Here is a 25006-nt window from a genome sequence, read left to right on the forward strand (position 1 = left end):
GGGCCTGCCAGAAAAAAAACGCCGCTGACCCAAGGAAGGGAAAGCGGCGTTTTTGTCTGCGCCGAAGCGCCAGCAATTGGCCTTACAGCGGCTTACCACGATTGCCATGCTGGCTGACAAACGCCTGCATCGCCTTCAAGTTATTCGGCAGCACGGTGCAACGTTCTTCGCGCTCGAACAAGTCGGCCAGATGTTCCGGCAACTCCAGCGCCTTGCCAACACCCGCTTTCTCCACCGCTTCCGGGAATTTGACCGGGTGCGCAGTGCCGAGGATTACCATCGGAATGTCCAGGCTGCGACGGCATTCGCGCGCGGCCTTCACGCCGATAGCGGTGTGCGGGTCCAGCAGTTCGCCGGTCTGGGCATAGACTTCAGCGATGGTTTCGCACGTTTGCGCATCGTCCACGGCCAGGGAGTCGAACAGCTTGCGGGTTTCGGTCCAGCGCTCTTGATCGACGCTGAAACCACCACCGCTCTTGAAGCTGTTCATCAGCTCGGCGATGGCAGCGCCGTTGCGACCGTGCATGTCGAACAGCAGGCGTTCGAAGTTCGACGACACCATGATGTCCATCGACGGCGACAGTGTGGCGTGCAGGGTTTCCTTGACGTACTGGTTGCCGCTCATGAAGCGGTGCAGGATGTCGTTGCGGTTGGTAGCGACGATCAACTGGTTGATCGGCAGGCCCATGTTGCGCGCCAGGTAGCCGGCGAAGATATCGCCGAAGTTGCCGGTCGGCACCGAGAACGACACCGAACGTGCCGGCCCGCCCAACTGCAGCGCGGCGTGGAAGTAGTAGACGATCTGGGCCATGATCCGCGCCCAGTTGATCGAGTTCACCGCGACCAGGCGCGTACCCTTGAGGAAGCTCTGGTCAGCGAAGCTGTTCTTGACCATTTCCTGGCAGTCGTCGAAGTTGCCTTCGATGGCGATGTTGTGGATGTTCTCACCAAAAATGGTGGTCATCTGCCGACGCTGTACTTCCGACACACGCTTGTGCGGGTGCAGGATGAAGATGTCGACGTTTTCGCAATGCTTGCAGCCTTCAATGGCCGCCGAGCCAGTATCACCGGAGGTGGCGCCGACGATCACCACGCGCTCGCCGCGCTTCTCCAGCACGTAATCGAGCAGGCGGCCCAGCAGTTGCAGGGCGAAGTCCTTGAACGCCAGGGTCGGGCCGTGAAACAGCTCAAGGACCCACTCGTTGCCATTCAGTTGGCGCAGAGGCGCGATGGCGCTGTGGGAAAACACGCCGTATGTCTCTTCCAGGATCTTTTTGAAATCCGCATCCGGAATGCTGCCGGTGACGAACGGGCGCATCACCCGGAACGCCAGTTCGTGATACGGCAGGCCGGCCCAGGAAGCGATTTCTTCCTGGGTGAAGCGTGGCAGGTTTTCCGGCACGTACAGGCCGCCGTCGGTGGCAAGGCCTGCCAACAGGACGTCTTCGAAATTCAGGGCCGGTGCCTGGCCGCGGGTGCTGATGTAACGCATGACTGGCTCCTCAAAAACATTCTCGAACAGAGGCCGCCGATCACACGGGGCCCCTGGAACAAATCGGTTAGTTCAGGTGTTCGACGCGAATCCGTACCACCGGCCCCACTACGCCTTGCAAGGCTTCCAGGGCGGTGATGGCATCGTTGATGTGCTGCTCAAGCACGCGGTGAGTCAGCAGGATCATCGGCACCTGGCCGTTCTGCTCCTCGACTTCCTTCTGCATGATCGACTCGATGTTGATGCCGCGCTCCGACAAGATGCTGGCAACCTGGGCCAATACGCCCGGGTGATCCTTGGCCTGTATCCGCAGGTAGTAGGCGCTTTCGCACGCTTCGATCGGCAGGATCGGGTGGGCCGACAGCGAATCCGGCTGGAAAGCCAGGTGCGGCACGCGGTTTTCCGGGTCGCAGGTCATGGCGCGAACCACGTCCACCAGGTCGGCGATCACCGACGAAGCGGTCGGCTCCATGCCGGCGCCGGCGCCGTAGAACAGGGTCGAACCGGCGGCGTCACCGTTGACCATCACGGCGTTCATCACGCCATTGACGTTGGCGATCAGGCGGTCGGCCGGGATCAGTGTCGGGTGTACACGCAACTCGATACCGGCCGGTGTGCTGCGCGCCACGCCCAGGTGCTTGATGCGGTAACCCAGGGCTTCGGCGTAGTTCACGTCGGCAGTGGTCAGCTTGGTGATGCCTTCGGTGTAGGCCTTCTCGAACTGCAACGGGATACCAAAGGCAATGGACGCGAGGATGGTCAGCTTGTGCGCCGCGTCGATACCTTCAACGTCGAAGGTCGGGTCGGCTTCGGCGTAACCCAGGGCCTGGGCTTCGGCCAGCACGTCTTCGAAGGTACGACCCTTCTCGCGCATTTCAGTGAGGATGAAGTTACCGGTGCCGTTGATGATGCCGGCCACCCAGTTGATGCGGTTGGCGGACAGGCCTTCACGGATCGCCTTGATCACCGGGATACCGCCGGCTACCGCGGCTTCGAACGCCACGATAACGCCCTTCTCACGCGCCTTGGCGAAGATCTCGTTGCCATGCACGGCGATCAGCGCCTTGTTGGCAGTGACCACATGCTTGCCGTTTTCAATCGCCTTGAGCACCAGCTCGCGGGCCACGGTGTAGCCGCCTACCAGCTCGATGACGATATCGATGTCAGGGTTGGTCGCCACGGCGAAGACATCGTTGGTAATCGCAATACCGGTCGTTTCGAACTGAGGCTTTGGCGAACGCGTGGCAATCTGCGCCACTTCAATCCCGCGCCCTGCACGGCGGGAAATTTCTTCAGCATTACGCTGAAGTACGTTTAAGGTGCCGCCACCGACGGTCCCTAACCCACAGATGCCTACTTTGACCGGTTTCACTGAAGAACTCCCCATGAAACGGCCGACGCGAGGTCGGCCGTGGAAAACAGCCGCACAACCGCGGCTTTCAATTAATGGCCCATCGACTTATCGAAGGGCCATGATCGTCAAAGGTTCGACGATGCTGGTTTATTTGGCACTCAGTGCCAGTTTGGCAACTTGCGGTGCCGGCTGATAGCCCGGAATTACCTGGCCGTCAGCCAAAACGATGGCCGGTGTACCGTTCACACCAATGGACTGGCCCAGGGCAAACTGCTTGGAAACCGGATTGGCGCACTTGGCCGCCTTGATTTCCTTGCCGTCGACCATCTTGTCCATGGCCGCTTTCTTGTCGGCCGAGCACCAGACTGCCTGCAACTGCTCGTCACCCGGCGAGCCCAGGCCCTGGCGCGGGAACGCAACATAGCGCACTTCCACACCGAGCTTGTTCAGCGCCGGCACTTCGGCGTGCAGCTTATGGCAGTACGGGCAGGTGGTGTCGGTGAACACGGTAATGTGCGTCTTGGTCTCGCCGATGGCCGGGTAGACCACGGTTTCAGCTACCGGAATGCCGTTGATCAGCTTGGACACGCCCAGCCGCTCGGCTTTCTCGGTCAGGTTGACCGGTTTACCGTCCTTCAACTGGAACAGGTAGCCCTGGACAATGTACTGGCCGTCGGCACTGGCATACAGCACGCGGCTGCCCTTGAGCTTGACTTCGTACAGGCCGGCCATCAGGCTGGCACTGATGCTTTCGATCGGTGTATCGAGTTGCAGGTTGGCCAGGCTCTTGCGAATGGTCTGCTCGGCAGCGTCATCGGCGAAGGCAAAGGTGGAAACCAACGCAATGGCTGCGGCGGCAATAATCTGGGTCAAGCGCATGGGAACTCCTGAAGGCAGATGCAGGGACAGGCGTGCGGAACACCGATCTGAAAACACGGGGCTGTAATCACAAGTCACGCCGTACCCTTTGCTAACCGGCAAAGCCTACCACAGTTGGGCCGCAGGGCAGCCCGTGGCGGGATAATTTGGCGGTTTTCAGCCACGCGGATGGTGCTTGGCATGCATATCCTGCAAGCGCGCTCGTGCCACATGGGTGTAGATCTGGGTTGTGGATAAGTCGCTGTGGCCAAGGAGCATTTGCACCACGCGCAAATCCGCGCCGTGGTTGAGCAAATGCGTGGCAAATGCATGGCGCAAAGTATGCGGCGACAGGCTCTTGCCGATCCCCGCCACCTTGGCCTGGTGCTTGATGCGGTGCCAGAAGGTCTGGCGGGTCATCTGCTCACCCCGTAGGCTGGGGAACAGCACATCACTGGGGCGCCCACCGAGCAGTTCGCCGCGCGCATCGCGCATGTAGCGCTCGACCCACACAATCGCTTCTTCGCCCATCGGCACCAGCCGCTCCTTGCTGCCCTTGCCCATCACCCGCAGCACGCCCTGGCGCAGGTTGACTTGCTCGAGGGTCAGGCTGATCAGCTCGGTCACCCGCAGGCCGCAGGCGTACAGCACTTCGAGCATGGCACGGTCGCGCTGGCCAATGGCTTCGCTCAAGTCCGGGGCGGCGAGCAAGGCGTCGACATCGGCTTCCGACAGGGATTTGGGCAATGGCCGACCCAATTGCGGCATATCGACCTGTAACGTCGGGTCGAGGGCGATGAGTTTTTCCCGCAGCAGGTAGCGATAAAAGCCACGCACACCAGAAAGGAATCGGGCTGTGGAACGCGGCTTGTAGTTCTGCTCCAGACGCCAGGCCAGGTGATCGAGGATCAACTCACGTCCGGCATTGATCAGCTCCAGGTTTTTTTCCTGCAGCCAGCCGTTGAACAGGGCCAGATCGCTGCGGTAGGCCTGGCGGGTGTTGTCCGACAGGCCTTTTTCCAGCCATAGGGCGTCGAGGAAGCGGTCGATCAGAGGGTGGTCGATGGCGGGCATGTGGGCTCAGGTTGACGACTGGATTGTCTGGTAGATCCTATCGCAGGCGAGCCAGCTCCCACATGGGATTTGTGTCGCGCATCGATTTTATGACCATTGATAATCAAATGGGGGAACTGGCTTGCCTGCGATAGCCGCGACTCGGCCTCGGATCAGCCAACAAATTCCAGGCACAAAAAAAGCAGCCCGTAGGCTGCTTTCTTTCTGCATCGGGAAGCTGGACTTAAACCAGTTTTTCCTTGATGCGAGCTGCTTTACCGGACAGGTCACGCAGGTAGTACAGCTTGGCTTTACGCACGTCACCGCGACGCTTAACGGCCATGCTGTCGATTTGCGGGCTGTAGGTCTGGAAAGTACGCTCTACGCCAACACCGTTGGAGATTTTACGAACAGTGAAAGCACTGTTCACACCACGGTTACGCTTGGCGATTACCACGCCTTCGAACGCTTGCAGACGCGAACGGTCGCCTTCCTTCACTTTCACCTGAACGACAATGGTGTCGCCCGGGGCAAAGGTAGGGATCTCTTTGGTCATCTGCTCTGCTTCGAGTGCAAGGATGATTTTGTTAGTCATGCTGTGCTCCTAAGGTAAGTCAATGGACCTACCATCGATACGTTGTTAACTATCGTCCCGCGCGAGGATGTATTCCTCGAGCAGCTTCTTCTCTTCTCCAGAAAGCGAGCGGCTTTCCAGAAGATCGGCGCGTCGTTCATAGGTCCGACCAAGGGACTGCTGTAAACGCCAACGCCGGATGTGTGCGTGATTGCCACTTAGCAATACGTCGGGAACACGCTGATCCGCATACACCTCCGGTCGGGTGTAGTGCGGGCAATCCAGCAAACCATCCGTGAAGGAATCTTCCTCCGCGGAGTCCGCATGCCCTAAAGCTCCAGGCAGCAGTCGTGTAACCGCATCTATCAGGACCATCGCCGGCAGCTCACCGCCAGACAGGACATAGTCCCCAATCGACCACTCTTCATCGACATGAGCTTCAATAAAACGCTCGTCAATGCCTTCATAGCGACCGGCAATCAGGATCAGTGCTTCCTCATTCGCCAGTTCGCGTACCGCCGCCTGTTTCAGCTGACGGCCTTGAGGGGACAGGTAAATTACCTTCGCCTTCTCCCCGGCGGCAGCCTTGGCCTGAACCAACGCGTCTTCCAGGGGCTTGATCTTCATCACCATGCCCGGGCCACCGCCAAATGGGCGATCGTCCACAGTGTGATGTCGATCCGTCGTGTAGTCTCGCGGGTTCCAACAGGTGAGCTGCAAGAGCCCCTGTTTCACCGCCCGACTGGTGATGCCGTACTCGCTGATGGCGGAGAACATCTCGGGAAACAAACTGATCACTTCAATGCGCAAATTAGCCACGCTTAGAAGTCCGCGTCCCATTCCACCTTCATCTCGCCCGCGGCCAGGTCGATGGCCAACACGCATTGCTCGGTATAGGGCAATAGGCGCTCGCGATCATCCAGGCTGCCAGCGCAAGGCTTGACCACCATTACATCATTGGCGCCGGTTTCCAGAAGATGATCGATTTTCCCGAACAGTTGCCCGAGTTGATCAATAACCTTCAGACCTTCCAGCTGGTACCAGTAGTACTCGCCGTCGGTCAATTCAGGGAACAGGTTGCGCGGCACGCAGATCTCATAACCGGCCAGAAGACGAGCTTCTTCACGATCATCAAGACCCTTGAGCTTTGCGACCAGGAACTTATCGCTCCCGCGTCCACTGACCAGCTCGACCTGTTTCACATTCCCCTCGCGCTTGAGCGTCCAGGTTTTGTACTGCAACAGGTTTTCTGTCGGATCAGTAAAGGAATACACCTTCACTTCGCCGCGAACGCCATGAACAGAATAAATCTTGCCGATAACGATCAAATCATCAGCAACAGCTGGCGTCGCGTTCATATTGCTCAGGCTGCGGCCTTAGCCGAGTCCTTCAACAACTTGGCAACACGCTCGGAAGGCTGTGCACCAACGCTCAGCCAGTAGGCTACGCGCTCTTGGTTCACGGACAGACGAACTTCTTGACCACGAGCAACAGGGTTGAAGAAACCAACCTGTTCCTTGTGCGAACCGTCACGCGGGTTGCGGCTGTCGGTTACGGTCAAGTGGTAAAACGGGCGCTTTTTGGAGCCGCCAAGGGCAAGACGGATTGTTAGCATGTGAACATCGTTCCTGTAGTCGGTGCTGCAAATCTAAATGCACAGCGGGCATAGGTGCCCGAAAGGCCGCATATTCTAAGGAATATCCGGACTTTTGCAAATGTCTTTTTCTGGCGCCTATCAGCGTGCCATTCAGATCTGCTATAGAGCCGTCGGTTAAAACGGCAAGTCAGCTCCCGCCAGACGGCGGGTTTGCTGGAGATCCCACATCCCTGTGGGTCGGAGCAGGAGCACGCTCCCGCTCGAATACTTTACATTTTCGGCATGCCGCCGCCGGGCAACATACCGCCCATGCCGCGCATCATCTTGGCCATTCCGCCTTTGGCGGAGAACTTCTTCATCATCTTCTGCATCTGCTTGTGTTGCTTGATCAAGCGACCGATGTCCTGCACCTGGGTGCCGGAGCCCATGGCGATCCGACGCTTGCGCGAACCGCTGATCAGCTCAGGGTCGCGGCGCTCGGCCGGGGTCATGGAGTTGATGATGGCTTCCATCTGCTTGAACTGTTTCTCTGCCGCGCCCTGGGCATTGCCCATTTGCGCCAGGTTCACACCGCCCATATTCGGCAGCTTGTCCATCAGGCCGCCAAGGCCGCCCATGTTCTTCATTTGTTGCAACTGATCGCGGAAGTCTTCGAGGTCGAAGCCCTTGCCCTTCTTCAGCTTCTTGGCCAGTTTATCGGCCTTGTCCTTGTCGAGCGTCGCTTCGGCCTGCTCGATCAGGCTGAGTACGTCACCCATGCCGAGGATACGCGAAGCGATACGCTCAGGGTGGAACGGTTCGAGCGCGTCGCTCTTCTCGCCCATACCGATGAACTTGATCGGCTTGCCAGTGATGGCGCGCACCGACAGCGCGGCACCACCACGGGCGTCGCCGTCGACCTTGGTCAGGATCACGCCGGTCAGCGGCAGTGCGTCACCAAAGGCCTTGGCGGTGTTGGCCGCATCCTGGCCGGTCATCGCGTCGACCACGAACAGCGTCTCGACCGGGTTGATCGCGGCATGCAGCGCCTTGATCTCGCCCATCATCTCTTCGTCGATGTGCAGGCGACCGGCGGTATCGACGATGACCACGTCGATGAATTTCAGCCTGGCTTCTTTGATCGCCGCGTTGGCGATATCGACCGGCTTCTGGCTCAGGTCCGACGGGAAGAAGGTCACGCCCACTTCGCCGGCAAGCATTTCCAGTTGCTTGATGGCCGCCGGACGGTACACGTCGGCCGACACCACCATCACGGTTTTTTTCTTGCGTTCTTTAAGGAAGCGCGCCAGCTTGCCGGCGGTGGTGGTCTTGCCCGCACCTTGCAGACCGGCCATCAGCACGACGGCCGGCGGCACGGCGCTGAGGTTCAGGTCTTCGTTGGCCGCGCCCATCAGGCTTTCGAGTTCGGCCTGGACGATCTTCACAAAGGCCTGGCCCGGCGTCAGGCTGCGGGACACTTCGGTGCCGACCGCGCGCTCTTTGACCGAGTTGACGAAGTCCTTGACCACAGGCAAGGCCACGTCGGCTTCCAGCAACGCCATGCGCACTTCACGCAGGGTGTCTTTAATATTGTCCTCGGTCAGCTTGGCCTTGCCGGTTACGTGGCGCAGCGTCTGCGAGAGACGGTCAGTCAAGTTTTCAAACATGCGCGATCCTTTCAGGCCCTATGGTAGACCGAGGTAATGGCGGCCCAGGCTGTGGTAAATCGCTATTAAAAACAGCGCTCGGCGAGCCTGCGGCGTGGGCAGGTCGCGGATTATAGCGAAGACTGCGCACATGCACACCCGCTGTCTGGCCCTGGAGTCTTTCGTGGAACGCAGGTGTATGCCAAACTCAGCGCCTTTCGGGCTTGCCTAACAGGATTTATGCTCCCTTTGTCACCCAGTTTACTACCCAGCCTCGCCGCCGCCTTTTTGTACGCCGCTGCGACCCTCTACCAAGGCACTCGCCTGGCGCAAGGCGCCAAGGCCGACACACGCCTGCTGGCAGGCCTTGGCGTCCTCGCCCTGCTGGCCCATGCCGCGAGCCTGTTCACCCACTTGATGACGCCGGTCGGCCTGGGCCTGGATTTTTTCAGCGCCGCCAGCCTGATCGCCGCCGCGGTGATAGCCCTCACGCTGATCGCCTGCGCACGCATCCCGGTGGAAAACCTGCTGGTGCTGCTGTTTCCCCTGGGGATGCTGACGGTGCTGCTGGCGCAATTCGCGCCCACCGGCACGGTGCAGGTGATCGATGAAGCACCGGGCATTCTTGCGCACATCCTGCTGTCGATCCTGGCCTACGGCATGTTCACCATCGCGGTGTTCCAGGCGTTGCTCCTGCTCGTGCAGGACCACCAGCTCAAGCACAAGCACCCGTCCGGCCTGATCAAGAACTTCCCGCCGCTGCAAACCATGGAAAGCCTGCTGTTCAGCTTCTTGTGGGCCGGCTGGACGCTGTTGTCGCTGTCGCTGATCTCCGGCTGGCTGTTCGTCGAAAACCTGTTCGCCCAGCACCTGGTGCATAAAACCCTGCTGGCGTGCCTGGCGTGGGTGGTGTTCAGCGTGCTGCTGTGGGGCCGCAACCGCCTTGGCTGGCGCGGGCACAAGGCGATCCGCTGGACCCTGGCCGGTTTCTGCCTGCTGATGCTGGCCTATTTCGGCAGCAAGCTGGTTCGCGAATACATCCTGCATATCTGACGGGCAGCGATCATGGATAACTTGCCCTTAGGGCCGATGCTCGCGGTAATCGCCTTGCTGGTTTTGTGGGCGGCGCTGTTTACCGCCATCGAAGCCGCGCAACAGCACCTGCTGGCCCTGCGCCCCGGTACACGCCAGGGCGACAAGGCCGCCGCCCGCCTGAACTTCCCACGCCACAGCATGATCCTCTGCAACACCCTGTGCCGTGCCGGCGTGGTGATCCTCTGTACCCTGCTGGCGATCTACGCCTGGGCGCAAAACGGCGCGTGGCTTGGCTGGCTGGTCTCCTGCAGCATCCTGCTGGTGCTGGCCGATTACCTACCCCGCGCCCTGGCCACCCGCCATCCGGAAGCGGTGCTGGGCTTCGGCAATGCCCTGCTGGGCGTGCCGCTGAAAATCCTCTATCCCCTCGCCTGGCTGCTCAATGGCATCAGCCTGCTGTTGCTGCGCCCCTTCGCACGCACGCCCGGCGTGGTGAAAAAAAGCGACGAACCGCAGCCCGAGCATGATGACGAACCCGAACCCGAGGCCGATGAAAGTCGCACGCCCGGCATGCCCGGCATCCACGCGCTGGACAACATCACCGTCAACGACATCCTGGTGCCACGCAGCGAAGTGGACGGCATTAACCTGGACGACTCGCTCGACGCGATCATCGAGCAACTGCGCAGTTCCCAGCGCACCCGCCTGCCGGTGTTCCACAGCGACATCAACCAGGTCGAAGCCGTGCTCAACACCCGGCTGATCCAGCACCTGTTGCTGGATGCCAGCCTGACCAAGGAGAGCTTGCTCGCCGCCTGCTACGAACCCTACTTCGTCCCGGAAAGCACGCCCCTGCAACTGCAGTTGCTGAACTTCCACAAGCAGCAGCGGCGCCTGGGCATGGTGGTGGACGAGTACGGCGAAGTGCTGGGCATCGTCACCCTGGAAGACATTCTTGAAGAAATCGTCGGCGAATTCGAAAGCGAACAGAGTGCTGACAACCCGCATATCGAAGCGCAACCGGACGGCCGCTATATCATCGACGGCGCCGCCTCGATCCGCGAATTGAACAAGAGCCTGGGCTGGCACCTGCCCTGCGACGGCCCCAAGACCCTCAATGGCCTGGTGACCGAAGCGCTGGAAACCATTCCCGATTGCGCGGTGTGCCTGAAAATCGGCCGCTACCGCCTGGAAATCCTCGAGACCGAGGACAACCGGGTGAGCAAGGTACTGATCTGGCACACCAGTCGCGTGCCGGTCGCCGCGTAACCCCTCTGACGCAACACACTTCAAACTGTGTGCAGTAGATCGGATTCACCCCCTTGTTGGATGCGCAACCCCCTTCCTATAATCGGGTCGGCTTACCCAAGCCCCGCCCGACCGCGTGCTACCCGCACCGAGCGCGTCCAGGCACCGCCTTGCCATGTCTGACCGGCGTTCGCTCCCATCCCGAGCCGCTCCGCTCACAACCCTGATCCTGGGGTGTTCGACCAATAATAATCCGCGTCCAAACGCGCACTGACCGTCAGGGATACCGCCATGAGCACCACCTATAACGAGGCTGCGACCGCCGCCCCGACCAACTCGACCGCCCGCGTCGCCACCGCAAGCATCGTCGGCACCGCCATCGAGTTCTACGATTTCTATATCTATGCCACTGCGGCCGCGCTGGTGATCGGCCCCGTGTTCTTCCCGCAGACCTCCGGCACCGCGCAGATGCTCGCGTCGTTCCTGACCTTTGGCATCGCGTTCATCGCCCGCCCGCTGGGTTCGGCGCTGTTCGGCCACTTTGGCGACCGCATCGGCCGCAAGTCGACGCTGGTGGCTTCGCTGCTGCTGATGGGGGTGTGTACCACGCTGATCGGCTTGCTGCCGGGGTATGACAGCATCGGCGCCTGGGCCCCGATTCTGTTGTGCGTGCTGCGTTTTGGCCAGGGCCTGGGGCTGGGCGGGGAATGGGGCGGTGCGGCGTTGCTCGCCACCGAGAACGCGCCGAAGGGCAAACGCGCGTGGTTCGGCATGTTCCCGCAACTCGGCCCTTCGATTGGCTTCCTGGCGGCCAACGGCCTGTTCCTGATCCTGGCCATGAACCTGAACGACGAGCAGTTCCGCAGTTGGGGCTGGCGCATCCCGTTCATCCTCAGCGCCGCACTGGTGATGGTCGGCCTGTATGCGCGGCTGAAGCTGCATGAAACCCCGGTGTTCGCCAATGCCGTGGCGAAAGAAGCGCCGGTAAAAGTGCCGTTGGTCGAGCTGTTCAGCCAGCATTGGATGCCGGTGCTGCTGGGCGCCGCGTCGATGGTGGTGTGCTATGCGCTGTTCTATATCACCACGGCATTTTCCTTGAGCTACGGCGTGTCGACCTTGGGCTACAGCCGCGAGACATTCCTCGGGTTGCTGTGTTTTGCCGTGTTGTTCATGGGCCTGGCGACGCCGCTGGCAGCCTTGGCCAGCGATCGATTCGGACGCAAACCGGTGCTGATAGTCGGTGCAGTGCTGGCCATTCTGTCGGGTTTCACCATGGAGCCGTTGCTGACCCACGGTTCGACCTGGGCGGTGGCGCTATTCCTGGCCCTGGAGCTGTTCCTGATGGGCGTGACCTTCGCCCCGATGGGTGCGTTGCTGCCGGAACTGTTCCCGACCCGCGTGCGTTATACCGGCGCTTCGGCGGCCTATAACCTGGGTGGGATCGTCGGCGCGTCGGCGGCACCGTTCTTCGCGACCAAGCTGGTGGCGATGGGTGGGCTGAGTTATGTCGGCGGGTATGTGTCGGCGGCAGCGTTGCTGAGCTTGATTGCGGTGCTGTGCCTGAAAGAAACGCGGGATAACGATTTGAACAAGGTTGCCTGATAGATCGCTATCGGGGGCAAGCCCCCTCCCACACTCGACCACGTTCCTACAGCTTGAACGCGGTCACATGTGGGAGGGGGCTTGCCCCCCGATGCTTTTAGAGCTCTACAACAACCGCCTGAGCCGCACGGGTCGCCTTGGCGCGAGCCGCTTCAATCGACTCATCCCGCGCCAATGCCACGCCCATACGGCGCTGGCCATTCACTTCTGGCTTGCCGAACAGACGCAACGCCGTGTCCGGCTCGCTCAAGGCCGCGCCGAGGTTGGCGAAAGCAGTCTGGGTCGATTGCCCTTCCACCAGGATCACCGCCGACGCCGACGGCCCGAACTGACGGATCAACGGGATCGGCAGGCCCAGGATGGCGCGCGCGTGCAGGGCGAACTGCGACAGGTCCTGGGAAATCAAGGTGACCAAACCGGTGTCATGCGGGCGTGGCGACACTTCGCTGAACCACACCTGATCGCCCTTAATGAACAACTCCACGCCAAACAGGCCACGGCCACCCAAGGATTCAGTCACGGCCTTGGCCACCCGCTCGGATTCCGCCAAGGCAATCGGGCTCATGGCCTGAGGCTGCCAGGATTCCTGGTAATCGCCCTTCTCCTGACGATGGCCGACCGGCGCGCAGAAGGTCGTGCCGCCGATGTGGCGCACGGTCAGCAGGGTGATTTCGTAGTCGAAGTCGATAAAGCCTTCGATGATCACCCGGCCCTTCCCGGCACGCCCGCCTTCCTGGGCGTAATCCCAGGCTTTCTGCACGTCTTCGGTACTGCGCAACAGGCTCTGACCCTTGCCCGACGAGCTCATCACCGGCTTGACCACGCACGGGAAGCCCAGGTCTTGCACGGCCTTGCTGTAGTCTTCGAAGGTATCGGCGAAATGATACGGCGAGGTCGGCAGGTCCAGCTCTTCAGCGGCCAGGCGACGGATGCCTTCGCGGTTCATGGTCAGCGATGCGGCGCGCGCGGTCGGGATCACGGTGAAGCCTTCGGCCTCCAGCTCCACCAGGGTGGCGGTGGCGATAGCTTCGATTTCCGGCACGATGAAGTGCGGTTTTTCCGCTTCGATCACCGCACGCAGGGCGGCGCCGTCGAGCATGTTGATCACATGGCTGCGATGGGCAACCTGCATGGCCGGCGCGTTGGCATAGCGATCCACGGCAATCACTTCAACGCCCAGGCGTTGCAGCTCGATTACCACTTCCTTGCCCAGCTCACCGCAGCCACACAGCAAAACGCGGGTCGCGGTTGGCGACAATGGAGTTCCGATTCGGGTCATCTCAGGTCCTCAGGGGAGCGGATCATGGGGAGAAAGGCCGGCATTTTACATGAACTGTGCAGATTGGCTTCAGTTGGCGACGGCCCGTTTGCGGATACGCCAGGCCATGATCAGCCAGACCGCCGTGACCCCGGCGAATTTCGACGCCAGGGCGGTGCCCACCACGGCGGGCGTGAGGGCGCCGATCAAGCCGAAAAAGATAAAAGTATCGAGGGGAATGCTCAGCGCCGAACTTATCCACAGGCGATCATGGAGCGGGCGCTTGGTAATGCTGAACACCAGCCAGTCGATGCACTCGGACACCGCGAACGCAGTGGCGCTGGCCAGGGCGATGGACGGGTCGGAGGTGATATACGACAGCACCAGCGCCGCCAGCATGGCGAGGATCGCGCCGTGGCCGAAGCGGGTTTGCACCATATCGCGCAGGATGAATACCAGACCGCCCCAGGCGGACCAGATGACATCCAGGTGCGGCGCGGTGGAGAAGGCGAAGTTGATCAGCACGACGCTGCTGATGTAGGCGATCAGGAAGAGCATGAGGGGATGGACCTGTGGGTAATGCCGCACAGGGTACACAATTACAGGGATGTCGTCTGGGAGGACCCATCGGGGGCAAGCCCCCTCCCACATTTTGATCGCATTCCTACAAATTAAATGCGGTTAAGTGTGGGAGGGACCCATCGGGGGCAAGCCCCCTCCCACATTTTGATCGCATTCCTACAGATTAAATGCGGTTAAGTGTGGGAGGGGGCTTGCCCCCGATGGCAGTCGATCAGGCACCGGAACTCTTAGGCATCACCCACACCAACCCACCCGCCACCGCCCGCTCATGACACACCCCCAGCACCACCCGGCGCTCGGCGTTGTCCATGCGGCTCCAGCGCGTGATTTCTGCCACGCTACGCTGGCAGCCGATGCAAATATCGTCGTCATCCAGCGCGCAAATGTTCACGCACGGCGAGGCGACAGGGCGTTCTGGCGGGTTCATTCTTCCTGCTCAGCCAGATCCCGCGCATAACGCTGGGCGTTATGCACATAGTGCGCAGCGCTGGCCTCGAGCATCTTCTTCTGCGCCTCGGTCAATTCGCGCACCACTTTGCCCGGCGAGCCCATGACCAGGGAGCCATCGGGAATGTCCTTGCCTTCGCCGATCAGCGAATTGGCGCCGATAATGCAGTACTTGCCGATCTTCGCGCCGTTGAGGATCACCGCATTGATGCCGATCAGGCTGTAATCGCCGACGGTGCAGCCATGCAGCATGGCGTTATGGCCGATGGTCACACCGGTGCCCAGGGTCAGCGGGTAACCCATGTCGGTGTGCATCACGCTGCCGTCCTGCACATTGCTGTTCTTGCCGATCAGGATCAGTTCGTTGTCGCCACGCAACACCGCGTTGAACCAGACATTGGCGCCCTCCTCCAGCTTGACCTTGCCCACCAACGTGGCATTCGGCGCCACCCAGCTGTGTGGATGCGTCTCGACGCGGGCGTCGCCCAGGCGGTATTTCATGATGTGTCCTCACGGCTGGCCATTTAAACGATGGCTTATAGATGGATGAAGCTCTTGGGCGGCTGGTGCAGGCTGATGTCGGCATCGTCATAAAGCAGATTGATCAACTCGACGATCATGATTGCCGTCAAACCCCAGATCTTGTATTCGCCGAACCGATAGCTCGGCACATACCAACTGCGGCCCTGGTAATCAATGCGGTGCGTATGCTCGCGCGGATCCTGGCGAAAAAACTCCAGGGGCACGCTGAAGACGGCGGCGATTTCGGCGTCGTTGGCCAGGTATTCGACGTAGTCCGGGATGACACCAACGTAGGGCGTGACCCGAATGCCATGCAGGGAAATCAACGGGCTCAACGGGCCGATCACCTCAACCAGGCCGGGCGGCAGGCCGATTTCTTCTTCGGCTTCGCGCAGGGCGGTGAAGATCAGGTCCGGGTCTTCGGGGTCGCGGCGCCCGCCGGGAAAGGCCACTTCGCCACCGTGGGTGGACAGGCCGCTGGCGCGCAGCGTCAGGATCAGCTCGGGTTCGTCACTGCGGGTAATCGGCACCAGCACGGCGGCCTCGGGGAAACGCCCGTCGGTCTCAAGCTGTTGCGGTGTGTGATTGCTTACCCGGCGAAGTAGCTCGTCCAGCATGAGTCATCTCGATCTGTTGGCTACCTTGCATCATGCACCAAAGCGCGCGGGTGCCCAACCCCAAAACCTGAGGGCTGTCGCGAAACGACAACTTGCAGGGCCTTGCCGCCCACGCCAAGATAGGCAGACTTTCCAGGAACCCCAGCATGAATTTCTGCAGCCAGTGCGGTAAACCGGTCACCCAACGCATTCCCGAAGGCGACGCACGTCTGCGTTTTGTCTGCGATCATTGTCAGACCATTCACTACCAGAATCCCAATATCGTCGCCGGCACGGTGCCGGTGTGGGGCGATCAAGTACTGCTGTGCCGCCGCGCCATCGAGCCCCGCCGGGGTTACTGGACCCTGCCCGCTGGTTTCATGGAAAACGGCGAGACCATGGAACAGGCCGCCATGCGCGAGACCATGGAAGAAGCCTGCGCCCATGTACGCAACCTGAACCTCTACACCCTGATCGACGTGCCGCATATCAGCCAGGTGCATGTCTTCTACCGCGCCGAGCTGATTGACCTGGACTTCGCCGCAGGCCCCGAAAGCCTGGAAGTGCGACTGTTCGATGAGGCCGACATCCCTTGGTCCGAGCTGGCTTTCCGCACGGTCGGGCGTACCTTAGAATACTTCTTCGCCGACCGTCGCTTACGGTCGTTCCCGGTGCGCAACGAAGCTGTGCCGCCGCTGTCCCAGCCCGCCCAATAACAAACCGGCAGATCGTCGTCCAAGGGAAATCGTTTTAATGCGTTGGTTGCTTGCTTTGCTCTGCCTGTCGTTCGCCACGTTGTCCTCAGCCACCACCCTGGAAACCCTGGGCGGCAAAACGGTCGAAAAAATTCTGGTGCTCAAGTCCGCCCATCAGTTGCAACTGATCAACGACGGCAAACCCCTCAAGACCTACCGTATCTCCCTGGGCAAAAACCCCAAGGGCACCAAGCTGTTCGAAGGCGACCGCCGCACGCCGGAAGGCTTGTACTGGATCGACTGGCGCAAAACCAGCGACCGCTACAACCTGTCCATGCATATCTCCTACCCCAATATCAGCGATTCCGCGCGTGCCCGCCGCCAGGGCGTGAACCCCGGCAGCATGATCATGATCCACGGCACGCCCGACAGCGCGGAGTACCCGGAGCAGTGGTTCCACACCCTGGACTGGACCGACGGCTGCATCGGCATGCGTAACGTCGACATGCGCGAAGTCTGGAACCTGGTCAAAGACGGCACCCTGATCGAGATCCGCCCGTAACCCTCGCCCCTCGGTCAATTAACTAAAAAAAGTTTCCCGCCCTCGGCAGCGCCTGCCGGTGAATACCAATTCACCCCGCAGGCCGCGCAGCTCTGCGCGCCTTAAAGACCTCTCTAATACCACTTGATACCAAGCACCGTTAAGACGCCCTGAAACCTGGACTTACAGCGTTTTGGCAGCATTGACATGGTATTTAAGTGGTATTAGTTTCCGACCAATACCGGGCGACAACACTCTAATAACCGCATCGGAAACCTGACAGATGAACCCCATCCTGACGCTGCGTCCCGACGACAAGCAATCCACGCCGCTGTACCTGCAACTGGCCCGCAACCTGGAAGCGGCGATCCACGCCGGCCAGTGGAAATCCGAACAGGCCCTGCCGTCGGAACGCGCCCTCAGCGAGCAGTTGAGCCTTTCGCGCGTCACCGCCCGCAAAGCCCTGGAAGTCTTGCTTGCCCAAGGCCTGATCCGTCGCAGCCAAGGCTCCGGCACCTTTATCACCCCTCGGCTGGAACAGCCGCTGTCGCGCCTGTCGGGGTTCAGCGAGATGCTGCGACTCAAGGGGTTTGTGCCCAGCTCCCAGTGGCTGGAACGCGACATCAGCGCGCCGACCCATGAAGAACTGATCCGCCTGGGCCTGTCGCCGACCGACAAGGTGACGCGCCTCAAACGCCTGCGCAAAGCCGACGACACGGTGATGGCAATCGAAATGACCGCCATGCCCGCCTCGGTGCTGCCGCAACCGCAGGCCATCGGCCACTCCCTCTACGAGTACCTGGAGGGCATCGGCAAACCCATCGTGCGCGCCCTGCAGCATATCCAGGCGATCAACGCCTCGGACGAGTTCGCCGCACTGGTCGGCATCGCCCCCGGCACCGCCATGCTGCTGATGACCCGCGTCGGCTACACCGCCGACAACACCCCGATCGAAATCACCGACACCTACTGTCGCAACGACTACTACGACTTTGTCGCAGAACTGCGGCGATAGGCCTTTGCCGCGCACTGCGGCCTCAGAGAACTGCCCATGTCCGAAGACAATATCCTCACGCCCCATGGCTGGATTCGCGGCCACCTCGCGCACGAGCACGGCAAAGTGATCGCCATCGAAGGCGCGCCTTGCAACCCGGCCGACAACGACTTGCCCTACCTGCTGCCGGGGTTTATCGACCTGCACGTCCACGGCGGCGGCGGCAAAGACATCATGGAAGGGGCCGACGCCTTCGAAACCATCACCCGCACCCACGTGCGCTTCGGCACCACCTCGCTGCTGGCCACCACCATGACCGCGCCGGTGGATGAGATCTCCAACGTGCTCGGCCAGCTCGGCAGTTTCTGCGAGCAGCGCCTGAGCGGCAGCGCCCGGGTCCTCGGCGTACACCTGGAAGGGCCCTACATCAATCCCGGCAAACTCGGCGCACAACCCAACTTCGCCCACACCGCATTGATGGAAGAAGTGGAAACCTACCTGCGCCTGGCGCCGATCCGGGTGATCACCATCGCCCCGGAAATCGCCGGGCATGACGGCCTGATCCGCGCCCTCAGTACACGCGGCGTGCGCATGCAGATCGGCCACACCCTGGGCAGCTATGAAGAAGGCGTCGCCGCCCTCGCCGCCGGCGCCACCAGCTTCACGCATTTGTACAACGCCATGAGCCCGCTGCATCACCGCGAGCCCGGCATCGTCGGCGCGGCGCTGGCCCACGCGCAGTACGCGGAATTGATCCCGGATCTGCTCCACGTACACCCCGGCGCCATGCGCGTGGCCCTGCGCGCGATCCCGTGCCTGTACTGCGTCACCGACTCCACCGCCGCCGCCGGCATGCCCGACGGCGAATACAAGCTGGGCAGCCACACCGTGACCAAATGCCTGGGCGGCGTGCGCCTGGCCGACGGCACCCTGGCCGGCAGCACCCTGACCATGGATCAGGCGCTGCGCAACCTGGTGAAGATTGGCCTGCCCATCAGCGAAGCCTCACAACGCCTGTCGCAATTTCCGGCGGACTACCTGGGCCTGGAAGAACGCGGCCGCCTGCAACCCGGCAGCTTTGCCGACTGCGTGCGCCTGGACCGCTCCCTGCACCTCACCGACGTCATGGTCGAAGGAGAAACCATTGTCCTCAAAAATGCTTGAAGAGGCCCTCGCCTCCTGCGACGCCGTAGCCGCGCAGTTGCAACGCCTGGACCCGCGCCTGCAAGACATCGCCAACCGCCTGCGCCGCCAGCCGCCGCAAGTGGCGATGACCATCGCCCGTGGCAGTTCCGACCACGCCGCGAGCTACTTCGCCTACCTGGCCATGCAGCACGTGGGCGTTCCGGTGGCGTCGTTGCCGATGTCGGTGGTGACCCTGCTGCAAGCGCCGTTGCAGGTCAGCGGCCAGGTCGCGTTCGGCTTCTCTCAGTCGGGCCAGAGCCCGGACCTGGTCGACAGCCTGCGCCTGCTGCGCAAACGCGGTGCCTTGAGCATTTCGCTGGTGAATGCCGAAGATTCGCCCCTGGAAGCCGCCTGCGAATTCCACGTGCCGCTGTGCGCCGGCCCGGAACTCAGTGTGGCCGCGACCAAGAGCTTTATCGCGACCCTCAGCGCCAGCGCGCTGTTGATCGGCCACTGGAACCAGGAAGCCGACCTGCTGCACGCCTGCCGTGCGTTGCCCGAGGGCCTGCGCGAAGCAGCCAAGCAGGACTGGACGCAAGCCATCGACGCCCTGCGCGACTGCCAGCAATTGATGGTGATCGGCCGTGGCGCGGGGTTTGCCATCGCCCAGGAAGCCGCGCTCAAGCTCAAGGAAACCTCGGCGATCCAGGCCGAAGCCTTCAGCAGCGCCGAGGTGCGTCACGGTCCGATGGCCTTGATCGACGCCAACTACCCGCTGCTGATCTTCGCCCCACGCGGCGCGGAGCAAGCCGGGCTATTGAGCCTGGCCGCCGATATGCGCCAACGCGGCGCCCGCGTGTTGCTCGCCGCGCCGGACGATATCGCCGAACGCGACCTGACCCTGAGCTGCGCCGAACACCCGAGCCTGGACCCGATTCTGGCCATCCAGAGTTTCTATGTCATGGCCGCCGGCCTGGCGCTCGCACGCGGCATGAACCCTGACCAGCCGCGCCACCTGAGCAAAGTGACCCGCACCCACTGAGTGGCGTACCGCGATTTCCTGATGAGTACCGTGCCCATGTCCAACAACAATAATGAATTGACCCTCTGCGCGCCCTTAAGCGGCCCGGTGCTGGCCCTGGGTAACGTCCCCGACGAGGTGTTCGCCAGCGGCGCCATGGGTGACGGCCTGGCCATCGATCCGCTGAACGATAGCCTGTACGCACCGTGCGACGGCGAGATCATCCATGTCGCGCGCACCGGGCATGCGCTGACGCTTCGCGCGCAGAACGGTGCTGAGCTGTTGATGCATGTGGGCATCGACACCGTGGAGTTGAACGGCGAAGGGTTCGCCCTGCTGGTGAAGAACGGCGCACGGGTGAGCAAGGGCCAGGCGCTGATACAGTTCGATCTGGACCGGATTGCGCGCCAGTGCAAAAGCCTGGTCAGCCTGATCATTCTCACCAACAGCGAGCGCTTCGAACTGACACCGCTGGCGCTCCATTCAGTCAAGCGCGGTGAACCGCTGGCGCGCGTGGCGCTGCGTTCCTGCGTAGCGCCGCAAACAGCTGTGGATAACTCCGTCGCGCAAGTCAGCGCCAGCGTGCGCATCACCCACCGCGGCGGCTTGCATGCGCGTCCGGCAGCATTGATCCGCAAGACCGCCCAGGCGTTCAGCAGCCAGACGCAGTTGCATTTCGCCGGCAAGTCGGCAGCGTGCGACAGCCTGATTGGCCTGATGGGGCTGGGCATCGGCGAAGGCGACGAGGTCCGCGTCACCAGCCGTGGCAAGGATTGTGCGGCGGCAGTGCAGGCACTGGTCGCCGCGCTGTCGGTAGCGATCAGCGACGAACCTCCCGCGCCGGCGGCCGTCGCACCCCGTCGCACGCCGACCGAAGCCGGGGTATTGCAAGGCGTCTGCGCGGCGCCGGGCTTGGTCTGCGGGCCGCTGTTCCGCCTGAGCGGCATTGAGTTACCGGCCGATCCCGGCAATCACTGCGCCGACGAACAACTGCAACGGCTGGATGCGGCCCTTGAACACGTGCGCGGCGAAATCCGCAGCACCCTGGACCTCGCCCGCCAACGCAAAAATGTCGAAGAAGAAGACATCTTTGCCGCCCACCTCGCCTTGCTGGAAGACCCGGCCCTGCTGGACGCCGCCACCCACGCCATCGAACACGGCAGCGCCGCCACCCACGCCTGGCGCGATGCGATCCAGGCGCAATGCGCGGTGTTGCTGGGCCTGGGCAAGCCGCTGTTGGCCGAACGTTCCAACGACCTGCGCGACCTGCAACAACGCGTACTGCGGGCGCTGCTGGGTGAAGCGTGGCACCTCGAGTTGCCCGCCGGGGCGATTGTCAGCGCCCATGAACTGACGCCCTCGGACCTGCTGCAACTGAGCGCGCAACAGGCCGCCGGCATCTGCATGGCCGAGGGCGGCGCCACCTCCCATGTCGCGATCCTGGCCCGGGGTAAAGGTTTGCCGTGCGTGGTGGCGCTGGGCGCCGAAGTGCTCGATGTGCCCCAAGGCCAACGCGTGGTACTCGACGCGGCCAACGGTCGCTTGGAACTGGCGCCCAGCGACGCGCGCCACGCCGAAGTCCACCGGATTCGCGACACGCAGAACCTGCGCCGCCAAGCGCAACAGACCCAGGCCCGACTGCCGGCGAACACCCGCGACGGCATGACCATTGAAGTCGCCGCCAATGTCGCCTCCAGCGCCGAGGCCCAAGTGGCGTTTGAAAACGGCGCCGATGGCATTGGCCTGCTGCGCACCGAATTCCTCTTCGTCGACCGCCGCACCGCACCGGATGAACAGGAACAGCGCCAGGCCTATCAAGCCGTGCTGGACGCGATGGGCGACAAGTCGGTGATCATCCGCACCATCGACGTGGGCGGCGACAAACAGCTCGACTACCTGCCGCTGCCGGTCGAGGCCAACCCGGTGCTGGGCCTGCGCGGCATTCGCCTGGCCCAGGTGCGCCCCGAGGTGCTCGACCAGCAACTGCGCGCACTGCTGCAAGTCAGCCCGCTGGCGCGCTGCCGCATCCTGCTGCCGATGGTCAGTGAAGTCGACGAACTGCTGCAGATCCGCCAGCGCCTCGATGAACTGTGCGTCGAGTTGGAACTGACCCAGCGTCCGGAACTGGGGGTGATGATCGAAGTGCCCGCCGCTGCGCTGATGGCCGAACAACTGGCCGAGCATGCGGACTTCTTGTCCATCGGCACCAATGACCTGTCCCAGTACACCCTGGCCATGGACCGCGACCACGCCGGCCTCGCCGCACGGGTCGATGCGCTGCACCCGGCGCTGCTGCGGTTGATCGCCCAGACCTGCACGGGCGCGGCCAAACACGGGCGTTGGGTCGGCGTGTGCGGCGCCCTGGCGTCCGACCCATTGGCGACGCCGGTGTTGGTCGGCCTGGGGGTCAGCGAGCTGTCGGTCAGCCCGCCGCAGATCGGCGAAATCAAGGACCGCGTCCGCCACCTGGACGCGGCGCAATGCCGGCAACTGAGCCTGGGCCTGCTCGACCTGAGCAGCGCCAAGGCGGTACGCCAAGCCTGTCAACACCACTGGCCGCTGAGCTGACAACAACAAGAAAAAGGGAGACACGCCATGTATCAACACTTTATCGAAGGCCTGCAACGCCTGGGCCGTGCGCTGATGCTGCCGATCGCGATCCTGCCGATCGCCGGCCTCCTGCTGCGCCTGGGCGACACCGACCTGCTCAACATCGCGGTGATGCACGACGCCGGGCAGGCGATCTTCGCCAACCTCGCGCTGATCTTCGCCATCGGCATCGCCGTGGGTTTTGCCCGCGACAATAACGGCACCGCGGGCCTGGCCGGGGCGATTGGTTACCTGGTGATGGTCTCCACGCTCAAGGTGATGGATACGAGCATCAACATGGGCATGCTCGCCGGGATCGCCAGCGGTTTGATGGCGGGCGGGCTGTACAACCGCTTCAAGGACATCAGGCTGCCGGAATACCTGGCATTCTTCGGCGGGCGGCGATTCGTGCCGATTGTCACCGGGTTCAGCGCGGTTGGCCTGGGCGTGATCTTTGGCCTGATCTGGCCACCGATCCAGCACGGCATCAATAGCTTCGGCGTATTGCTGATGGAAAGCGGCAGCCTGGGTGCCTTCGTGTTTGGCGTGTTCAACCGCCTGCTGATCGTCACCGGCCTGCACCATATCCTCAACAACATGGCGTGGTTCGTGTTCGGCAGCTTTACCGACCCCCTGACCGGCGCGGTGGTGACCGGCGACCTGACCCGCTACTTCGCCGGCGACCCGAAAGGCGGCCAGTTCATGACCGGCATGTTCCCGGTGATGCTGTTCGGCCTGCCCGCCGCGTGCCTGGCGATGTACCGCAACGCCCTGCCGGAACGACGCAAAGTGATGGGCGGGATTTTCCTGTCGATGGCGCTGACCTCATTCCTGACCGGCGTGACTGAGCCGATCGAATTCGCCTTCATGTTCCTCGCGCCGTTCCTGTACCTGCTGCATGCGTTGCTGACCGGGCTGTCGATGGCGGTCACTAACCTGCTGGATATCCACCTGGGCTTTACCTTCTCCGGTGGGTTTATCGACATGGTGCTGGGTTGGGGCAAGTCCACCAATGGCTGGCTGGTCCTCCCGGTCGGCTTGGCTTACGCAGTGATCTACTACAGCGTGTTCAACTACTGCATCCGCCGCTTCCAACTGAAGACACCGGGCCGCGAAGATATCCCGGTGGCGCAGGCCGAAGTGATGAGCGATAACCAGCGCGCCACGGCTTACATCCAGGCGTTGGGGGGTGCAGACAACCTGCTCAGCGTGGGGGCCTGCACCACGCGGTTGCGGCTGGACATGGTCGACCGCAACAAAGCAGTGGATGCGCAGTTGAAAGCCCTCGGCGCGATGGCCGTGGTTCGGCCGGGTAACGGTGGGAGCTTGCAGGTAGTGGTCGGGCCGATGGCGGACGCCATTGCCGATGAGATCCGGTTGGCGATGCCGTCGTTTGTAGCCAATGCGCCCGTGACGGTTGCGCCTGTGGATAAGTTGGTTGCGGTGAATGTGCGGGAAGCCGAGAAATGGCTGAATGCATTGGGTGGCCGGGAAAATGTGCGCCAGTTGGAAGCGGTGGCGATGACCCGGTTGCGGGTGGAATTGGGGGATGACTCGGTGGTCTCCGAAGACCAGCTCACTGCACTCGGTTGCCAGGGTGTAAGCCAGCTCGATAGCGGTGTTTGGCATTTGCTGATTGGTGACAAGGCCTCGGGCTTGAGTGAAGCGTTGGAGCGACTGGTCAGCGGCCGTGAGGTCGGCGTCAAGGTTTAAGAGATGTAGTGGCTGTTCTGGCCGCAATCGCGGGCAAGCCCCCTCCCACATTTGACCTGGCAACGCGGGTAAATGTGGGAGGGGGCTTGCCCGCGATTGCGGCCTCCCAGACAACAAAAAACCCACTGACCCAACAGGCCCAGCGGGTTTCTTGCTCATGCAATCAACGAATCAGAAATCCGCCAACTGCCATATCTCATACGCCGGTGTCTCATAGGGATGGCTCAGCTTCAACGCAGCCACAACAGCCACAATCAACGCATCCGCCACCACCAGCTCCACCTTCCACTCTTCAACCACTTCAACCTGGCCGACTTGCCCGAGAAACGGCTGGCTGCCGTCCAACGCGCGGAATTGGCCCTGGCCCAGCACCTGCCAGGCGCAGCTGTCGTAGTCGCCGATGCGCCCGCCGCCGGCTGCGAAGACGGCGGCTTTCACCGTCTCCACGTGGCTCGCGGGCACAAAGAAAGCGAGCTTGTACACCG

Annotated in this window: 25 protein-coding genes; 10 read left to right on the forward strand and 15 right to left on the reverse strand. The window is 62.0% G+C overall.

The features are described from left to right. Nucleotides 1–82 precede the first annotated feature (82 nt). The 9 genes from thrC to ffh all read right to left on the reverse strand — a co-directional run bounded on the left by thrC (nucleotide 83) and on the right by ffh (nucleotide 8574). The gene (thrC, locus tag U5A08_RS23940) at nucleotides 83–1492 is read right to left on the reverse strand and encodes a threonine synthase (protein ID WP_321848894.1); all 1410 of its coding nucleotides are present in this window, start codon (nucleotides 1490–1492) and stop codon (nucleotides 83–85) included. A gap of 67 nt (nucleotides 1493–1559) precedes the next feature. Beyond that, nucleotides 1560–2864 (reverse strand): homoserine dehydrogenase, encoded by a 1305-nt coding sequence (locus U5A08_RS23945; RefSeq protein WP_247396790.1) that lies wholly within the window; start codon nucleotides 2862–2864, stop codon nucleotides 1560–1562. Nucleotides 2865–2993: 129 nt separating this feature from the next. Beyond that, on the reverse strand, nucleotides 2994–3725 hold the full coding sequence (locus U5A08_RS23950) for a thioredoxin fold domain-containing protein (RefSeq protein ID WP_321848897.1): 732 nt from the start codon (nucleotides 3723–3725) through the stop codon (nucleotides 2994–2996). A 156-nt stretch (nucleotides 3726–3881) separates the two neighbouring features. Continuing rightward, complete coding sequence (xerD, locus tag U5A08_RS23955) at nucleotides 3882–4778, reverse strand: site-specific tyrosine recombinase XerD (RefSeq protein WP_253398601.1); 897 nt, start codon at nucleotides 4776–4778, stop codon at nucleotides 3882–3884. 223 nt (nucleotides 4779–5001) lie between these two features. Then, nucleotides 5002–5352, reverse strand: coding sequence for a 50S ribosomal protein L19 (gene rplS / locus U5A08_RS23960; RefSeq protein ID WP_054593850.1), 351 nt, complete (start codon nucleotides 5350–5352; stop codon nucleotides 5002–5004). A gap of 45 nt (nucleotides 5353–5397) precedes the next feature. After that, complete coding sequence (trmD, locus tag U5A08_RS23965) at nucleotides 5398–6171, reverse strand: tRNA (guanosine(37)-N1)-methyltransferase TrmD (RefSeq protein WP_024077235.1); 774 nt, start codon at nucleotides 6169–6171, stop codon at nucleotides 5398–5400. Further along, the gene (gene rimM / locus U5A08_RS23970) at nucleotides 6153–6689 is read right to left on the reverse strand and encodes a ribosome maturation factor RimM (RefSeq protein ID WP_253398603.1); all 537 of its coding nucleotides are present in this window, start codon (nucleotides 6687–6689) and stop codon (nucleotides 6153–6155) included. The genes trmD and rimM overlap by 19 nt, the downstream gene beginning before the upstream one ends. Nucleotides 6690–6694: 5 nt before the next feature. After that, nucleotides 6695–6946, reverse strand: a complete 252-nt coding sequence (gene rpsP / locus U5A08_RS23975; protein WP_003175899.1) for a 30S ribosomal protein S16 — start codon at nucleotides 6944–6946, stop codon at nucleotides 6695–6697. Between the two features lie 251 nt (nucleotides 6947–7197). Next, on the reverse strand, nucleotides 7198–8574 hold the full coding sequence (ffh, locus tag U5A08_RS23980; RefSeq protein WP_253398610.1) for a signal recognition particle protein: 1377 nt from the start codon (nucleotides 8572–8574) through the stop codon (nucleotides 7198–7200). 219 nt (nucleotides 8575–8793) lie between these two features. On the opposite strand from ffh, the gene U5A08_RS23985 reads away from it, so the two are divergent. The 3 genes from U5A08_RS23985 to U5A08_RS23995 all read left to right on the forward strand — a co-directional run bounded on the left by U5A08_RS23985 (nucleotide 8794) and on the right by U5A08_RS23995 (nucleotide 12438). Further along, nucleotides 8794–9606, forward strand: coding sequence for a cytochrome C assembly family protein (locus U5A08_RS23985; protein ID WP_253398618.1), 813 nt, complete (start codon nucleotides 8794–8796; stop codon nucleotides 9604–9606). 12 nt (nucleotides 9607–9618) lie between these two features. Continuing rightward, complete coding sequence (locus U5A08_RS23990; RefSeq protein WP_253398625.1) at nucleotides 9619–10857, forward strand: transporter associated domain-containing protein; 1239 nt, start codon at nucleotides 9619–9621, stop codon at nucleotides 10855–10857. Between the two features lie 270 nt (nucleotides 10858–11127). After that, nucleotides 11128–12438 carry an MFS transporter gene (locus U5A08_RS23995; protein ID WP_253398627.1) on the forward strand — a complete coding sequence of 437 codons (1311 nt, stop codon included), beginning with the start codon at nucleotides 11128–11130 and terminating at the stop codon, nucleotides 12436–12438. Nucleotides 12439–12535: 97 nt separating this feature from the next. Here U5A08_RS23995 and purT read toward each other — a convergent pair whose 3' ends face one another. From purT to U5A08_RS24020, 5 genes are all read right to left on the reverse strand, one after another. Then, on the reverse strand, nucleotides 12536–13717 hold the full coding sequence (purT, locus tag U5A08_RS24000) for a formate-dependent phosphoribosylglycinamide formyltransferase (protein ID WP_253398629.1): 1182 nt from the start codon (nucleotides 13715–13717) through the stop codon (nucleotides 12536–12538). 69 nt (nucleotides 13718–13786) lie between these two features. Next, nucleotides 13787–14254, reverse strand: coding sequence for a VUT family protein (locus U5A08_RS24005; protein ID WP_253398631.1), 468 nt, complete (start codon nucleotides 14252–14254; stop codon nucleotides 13787–13789). A 235-nt stretch (nucleotides 14255–14489) separates the two neighbouring features. After that, nucleotides 14490–14705 (reverse strand): DUF1289 domain-containing protein, encoded by a 216-nt coding sequence (locus U5A08_RS24010; RefSeq protein WP_321848899.1) that lies wholly within the window; start codon nucleotides 14703–14705, stop codon nucleotides 14490–14492. Next, nucleotides 14702–15226 carry a gamma carbonic anhydrase family protein gene (locus tag U5A08_RS24015; protein ID WP_247405462.1) on the reverse strand — a complete coding sequence of 175 codons (525 nt, stop codon included), beginning with the start codon at nucleotides 15224–15226 and terminating at the stop codon, nucleotides 14702–14704. Before U5A08_RS24015 ends, U5A08_RS24010 begins: the two co-directional genes overlap by 4 nt. A 35-nt stretch (nucleotides 15227–15261) precedes the next feature. Continuing rightward, on the reverse strand, nucleotides 15262–15864 hold the full coding sequence (locus U5A08_RS24020; protein ID WP_253398643.1) for a CoA pyrophosphatase: 603 nt from the start codon (nucleotides 15862–15864) through the stop codon (nucleotides 15262–15264). A gap of 146 nt (nucleotides 15865–16010) precedes the next feature. Between U5A08_RS24020 and U5A08_RS24025 the strand changes: the two genes are divergently transcribed. The 7 genes from U5A08_RS24025 to nagE all read left to right on the forward strand — a co-directional run bounded on the left by U5A08_RS24025 (nucleotide 16011) and on the right by nagE (nucleotide 24521). After that, a complete protein-coding gene (locus U5A08_RS24025; RefSeq protein ID WP_321848900.1) occupies nucleotides 16011–16559 on the forward strand; it encodes an NUDIX hydrolase in 549 nt (182 codons plus the stop codon). Between the two features lie 37 nt (nucleotides 16560–16596). Beyond that, nucleotides 16597–17100: a L,D-transpeptidase family protein gene (locus tag U5A08_RS24030; protein WP_253398647.1), complete on the forward strand. Its 504-nt coding sequence runs from the start codon at nucleotides 16597–16599 to the stop codon at nucleotides 17098–17100. A gap of 262 nt (nucleotides 17101–17362) precedes the next feature. Beyond that, on the forward strand, nucleotides 17363–18094 hold the full coding sequence (locus tag U5A08_RS24035; protein ID WP_247405475.1) for a GntR family transcriptional regulator: 732 nt from the start codon (nucleotides 17363–17365) through the stop codon (nucleotides 18092–18094). Nucleotides 18095–18130: 36 nt separating this feature from the next. Then, the gene (gene nagA, locus U5A08_RS24040) at nucleotides 18131–19237 is read left to right on the forward strand and encodes an N-acetylglucosamine-6-phosphate deacetylase (RefSeq protein ID WP_321848901.1); all 1107 of its coding nucleotides are present in this window, start codon (nucleotides 18131–18133) and stop codon (nucleotides 19235–19237) included. After that, nucleotides 19230–20240, forward strand: coding sequence for an SIS domain-containing protein (locus U5A08_RS24045; RefSeq protein WP_321852282.1), 1011 nt, complete (start codon nucleotides 19230–19232; stop codon nucleotides 20238–20240). The genes nagA and U5A08_RS24045 overlap by 8 nt, the downstream gene beginning before the upstream one ends. Before the next feature lie 36 nt (nucleotides 20241–20276). Continuing rightward, nucleotides 20277–22787: a phosphoenolpyruvate--protein phosphotransferase gene (ptsP, locus tag U5A08_RS24050; protein WP_253398658.1), complete on the forward strand. Its 2511-nt coding sequence runs from the start codon at nucleotides 20277–20279 to the stop codon at nucleotides 22785–22787. A gap of 27 nt (nucleotides 22788–22814) precedes the next feature. After that, complete coding sequence (gene nagE, locus U5A08_RS24055) at nucleotides 22815–24521, forward strand: N-acetylglucosamine-specific PTS transporter subunit IIBC (RefSeq protein WP_321848902.1); 1707 nt, start codon at nucleotides 22815–22817, stop codon at nucleotides 24519–24521. A 171-nt stretch (nucleotides 24522–24692) separates the two neighbouring features. Here the strand turns inward: nagE and U5A08_RS24060 are convergent, their stop codons facing one another. Next, nucleotides 24693–25004, reverse strand: coding sequence for a YqfO family protein (locus U5A08_RS24060; RefSeq protein WP_321848903.1), 312 nt, complete (start codon nucleotides 25002–25004; stop codon nucleotides 24693–24695). Nucleotides 25005–25006 lie beyond the last annotated feature (2 nt).

The organism is Pseudomonas paraveronii (assembly GCF_963681955.1).
GTDB classification, from domain to species: domain Bacteria; phylum Pseudomonadota; class Gammaproteobacteria; order Pseudomonadales; family Pseudomonadaceae; genus Aquipseudomonas; species Aquipseudomonas paraveronii.

What these genes read in the sequence shown, in the direction of transcription:
- U5A08_RS24015 (WP_247405462.1), bottom strand. Translation starts at nt 15,226, where the DNA reads ATGAAATACCGCCTGGGCGACGCCCGCGTCGAGACGCATCCACACAGC.
- nagA (WP_321848901.1), top strand. Translation starts at nt 18,131, where the DNA reads ATGTCCGAAGACAATATCCTCACGCCCCATGGCTGGATTCGCGGCCAC.
- thrC (WP_321848894.1), bottom strand. Translation starts at nt 1,492, where the DNA reads ATGCGTTACATCAGCACCCGCGGCCAGGCACCGGCCCTGAATTTCGAA.
- purT (WP_253398629.1), bottom strand. Translation starts at nt 13,717, where the DNA reads ATGACCCGAATCGGAACTCCATTGTCGCCAACCGCGACCCGCGTTTTG.
- ffh (WP_253398610.1), bottom strand. Translation starts at nt 8,574, where the DNA reads ATGTTTGAAAACTTGACTGACCGTCTCTCGCAGACGCTGCGCCACGTA.
- U5A08_RS24005 (WP_253398631.1), bottom strand. Translation starts at nt 14,254, where the DNA reads ATGCTCTTCCTGATCGCCTACATCAGCAGCGTCGTGCTGATCAACTTC.
- U5A08_RS24025 (WP_321848900.1), top strand. Translation starts at nt 16,011, where the DNA reads ATGAATTTCTGCAGCCAGTGCGGTAAACCGGTCACCCAACGCATTCCC.
- U5A08_RS24045 (WP_321852282.1), top strand. Translation starts at nt 19,230, where the DNA reads ATGCTTGAAGAGGCCCTCGCCTCCTGCGACGCCGTAGCCGCGCAGTTG.
- U5A08_RS24035 (WP_247405475.1), top strand. Translation starts at nt 17,363, where the DNA reads ATGAACCCCATCCTGACGCTGCGTCCCGACGACAAGCAATCCACGCCG.
- trmD (WP_024077235.1), bottom strand. Translation starts at nt 6,171, where the DNA reads ATGGGACGCGGACTTCTAAGCGTGGCTAATTTGCGCATTGAAGTGATC.
- U5A08_RS23995 (WP_253398627.1), top strand. Translation starts at nt 11,128, where the DNA reads ATGAGCACCACCTATAACGAGGCTGCGACCGCCGCCCCGACCAACTCG.
- nagE (WP_321848902.1), top strand. Translation starts at nt 22,815, where the DNA reads ATGTATCAACACTTTATCGAAGGCCTGCAACGCCTGGGCCGTGCGCTG.
- U5A08_RS23985 (WP_253398618.1), top strand. Translation starts at nt 8,794, where the DNA reads ATGCTCCCTTTGTCACCCAGTTTACTACCCAGCCTCGCCGCCGCCTTT.
- U5A08_RS24030 (WP_253398647.1), top strand. Translation starts at nt 16,597, where the DNA reads ATGCGTTGGTTGCTTGCTTTGCTCTGCCTGTCGTTCGCCACGTTGTCC.
- U5A08_RS24010 (WP_321848899.1), bottom strand. Translation starts at nt 14,705, where the DNA reads ATGAACCCGCCAGAACGCCCTGTCGCCTCGCCGTGCGTGAACATTTGC.
- U5A08_RS23950 (WP_321848897.1), bottom strand. Translation starts at nt 3,725, where the DNA reads ATGCGCTTGACCCAGATTATTGCCGCCGCAGCCATTGCGTTGGTTTCC.
- U5A08_RS24020 (WP_253398643.1), bottom strand. Translation starts at nt 15,864, where the DNA reads ATGCTGGACGAGCTACTTCGCCGGGTAAGCAATCACACACCGCAACAG.
- rpsP (WP_003175899.1), bottom strand. Translation starts at nt 6,946, where the DNA reads ATGCTAACAATCCGTCTTGCCCTTGGCGGCTCCAAAAAGCGCCCGTTT.
- xerD (WP_253398601.1), bottom strand. Translation starts at nt 4,778, where the DNA reads ATGCCCGCCATCGACCACCCTCTGATCGACCGCTTCCTCGACGCCCTA.
- rimM (WP_253398603.1), bottom strand. Translation starts at nt 6,689, where the DNA reads ATGAACGCGACGCCAGCTGTTGCTGATGATTTGATCGTTATCGGCAAG.
- ptsP (WP_253398658.1), top strand. Translation starts at nt 20,277, where the DNA reads ATGTCCAACAACAATAATGAATTGACCCTCTGCGCGCCCTTAAGCGGC.
- rplS (WP_054593850.1), bottom strand. Translation starts at nt 5,352, where the DNA reads ATGACTAACAAAATCATCCTTGCACTCGAAGCAGAGCAGATGACCAAA.
- U5A08_RS23990 (WP_253398625.1), top strand. Translation starts at nt 9,619, where the DNA reads ATGGATAACTTGCCCTTAGGGCCGATGCTCGCGGTAATCGCCTTGCTG.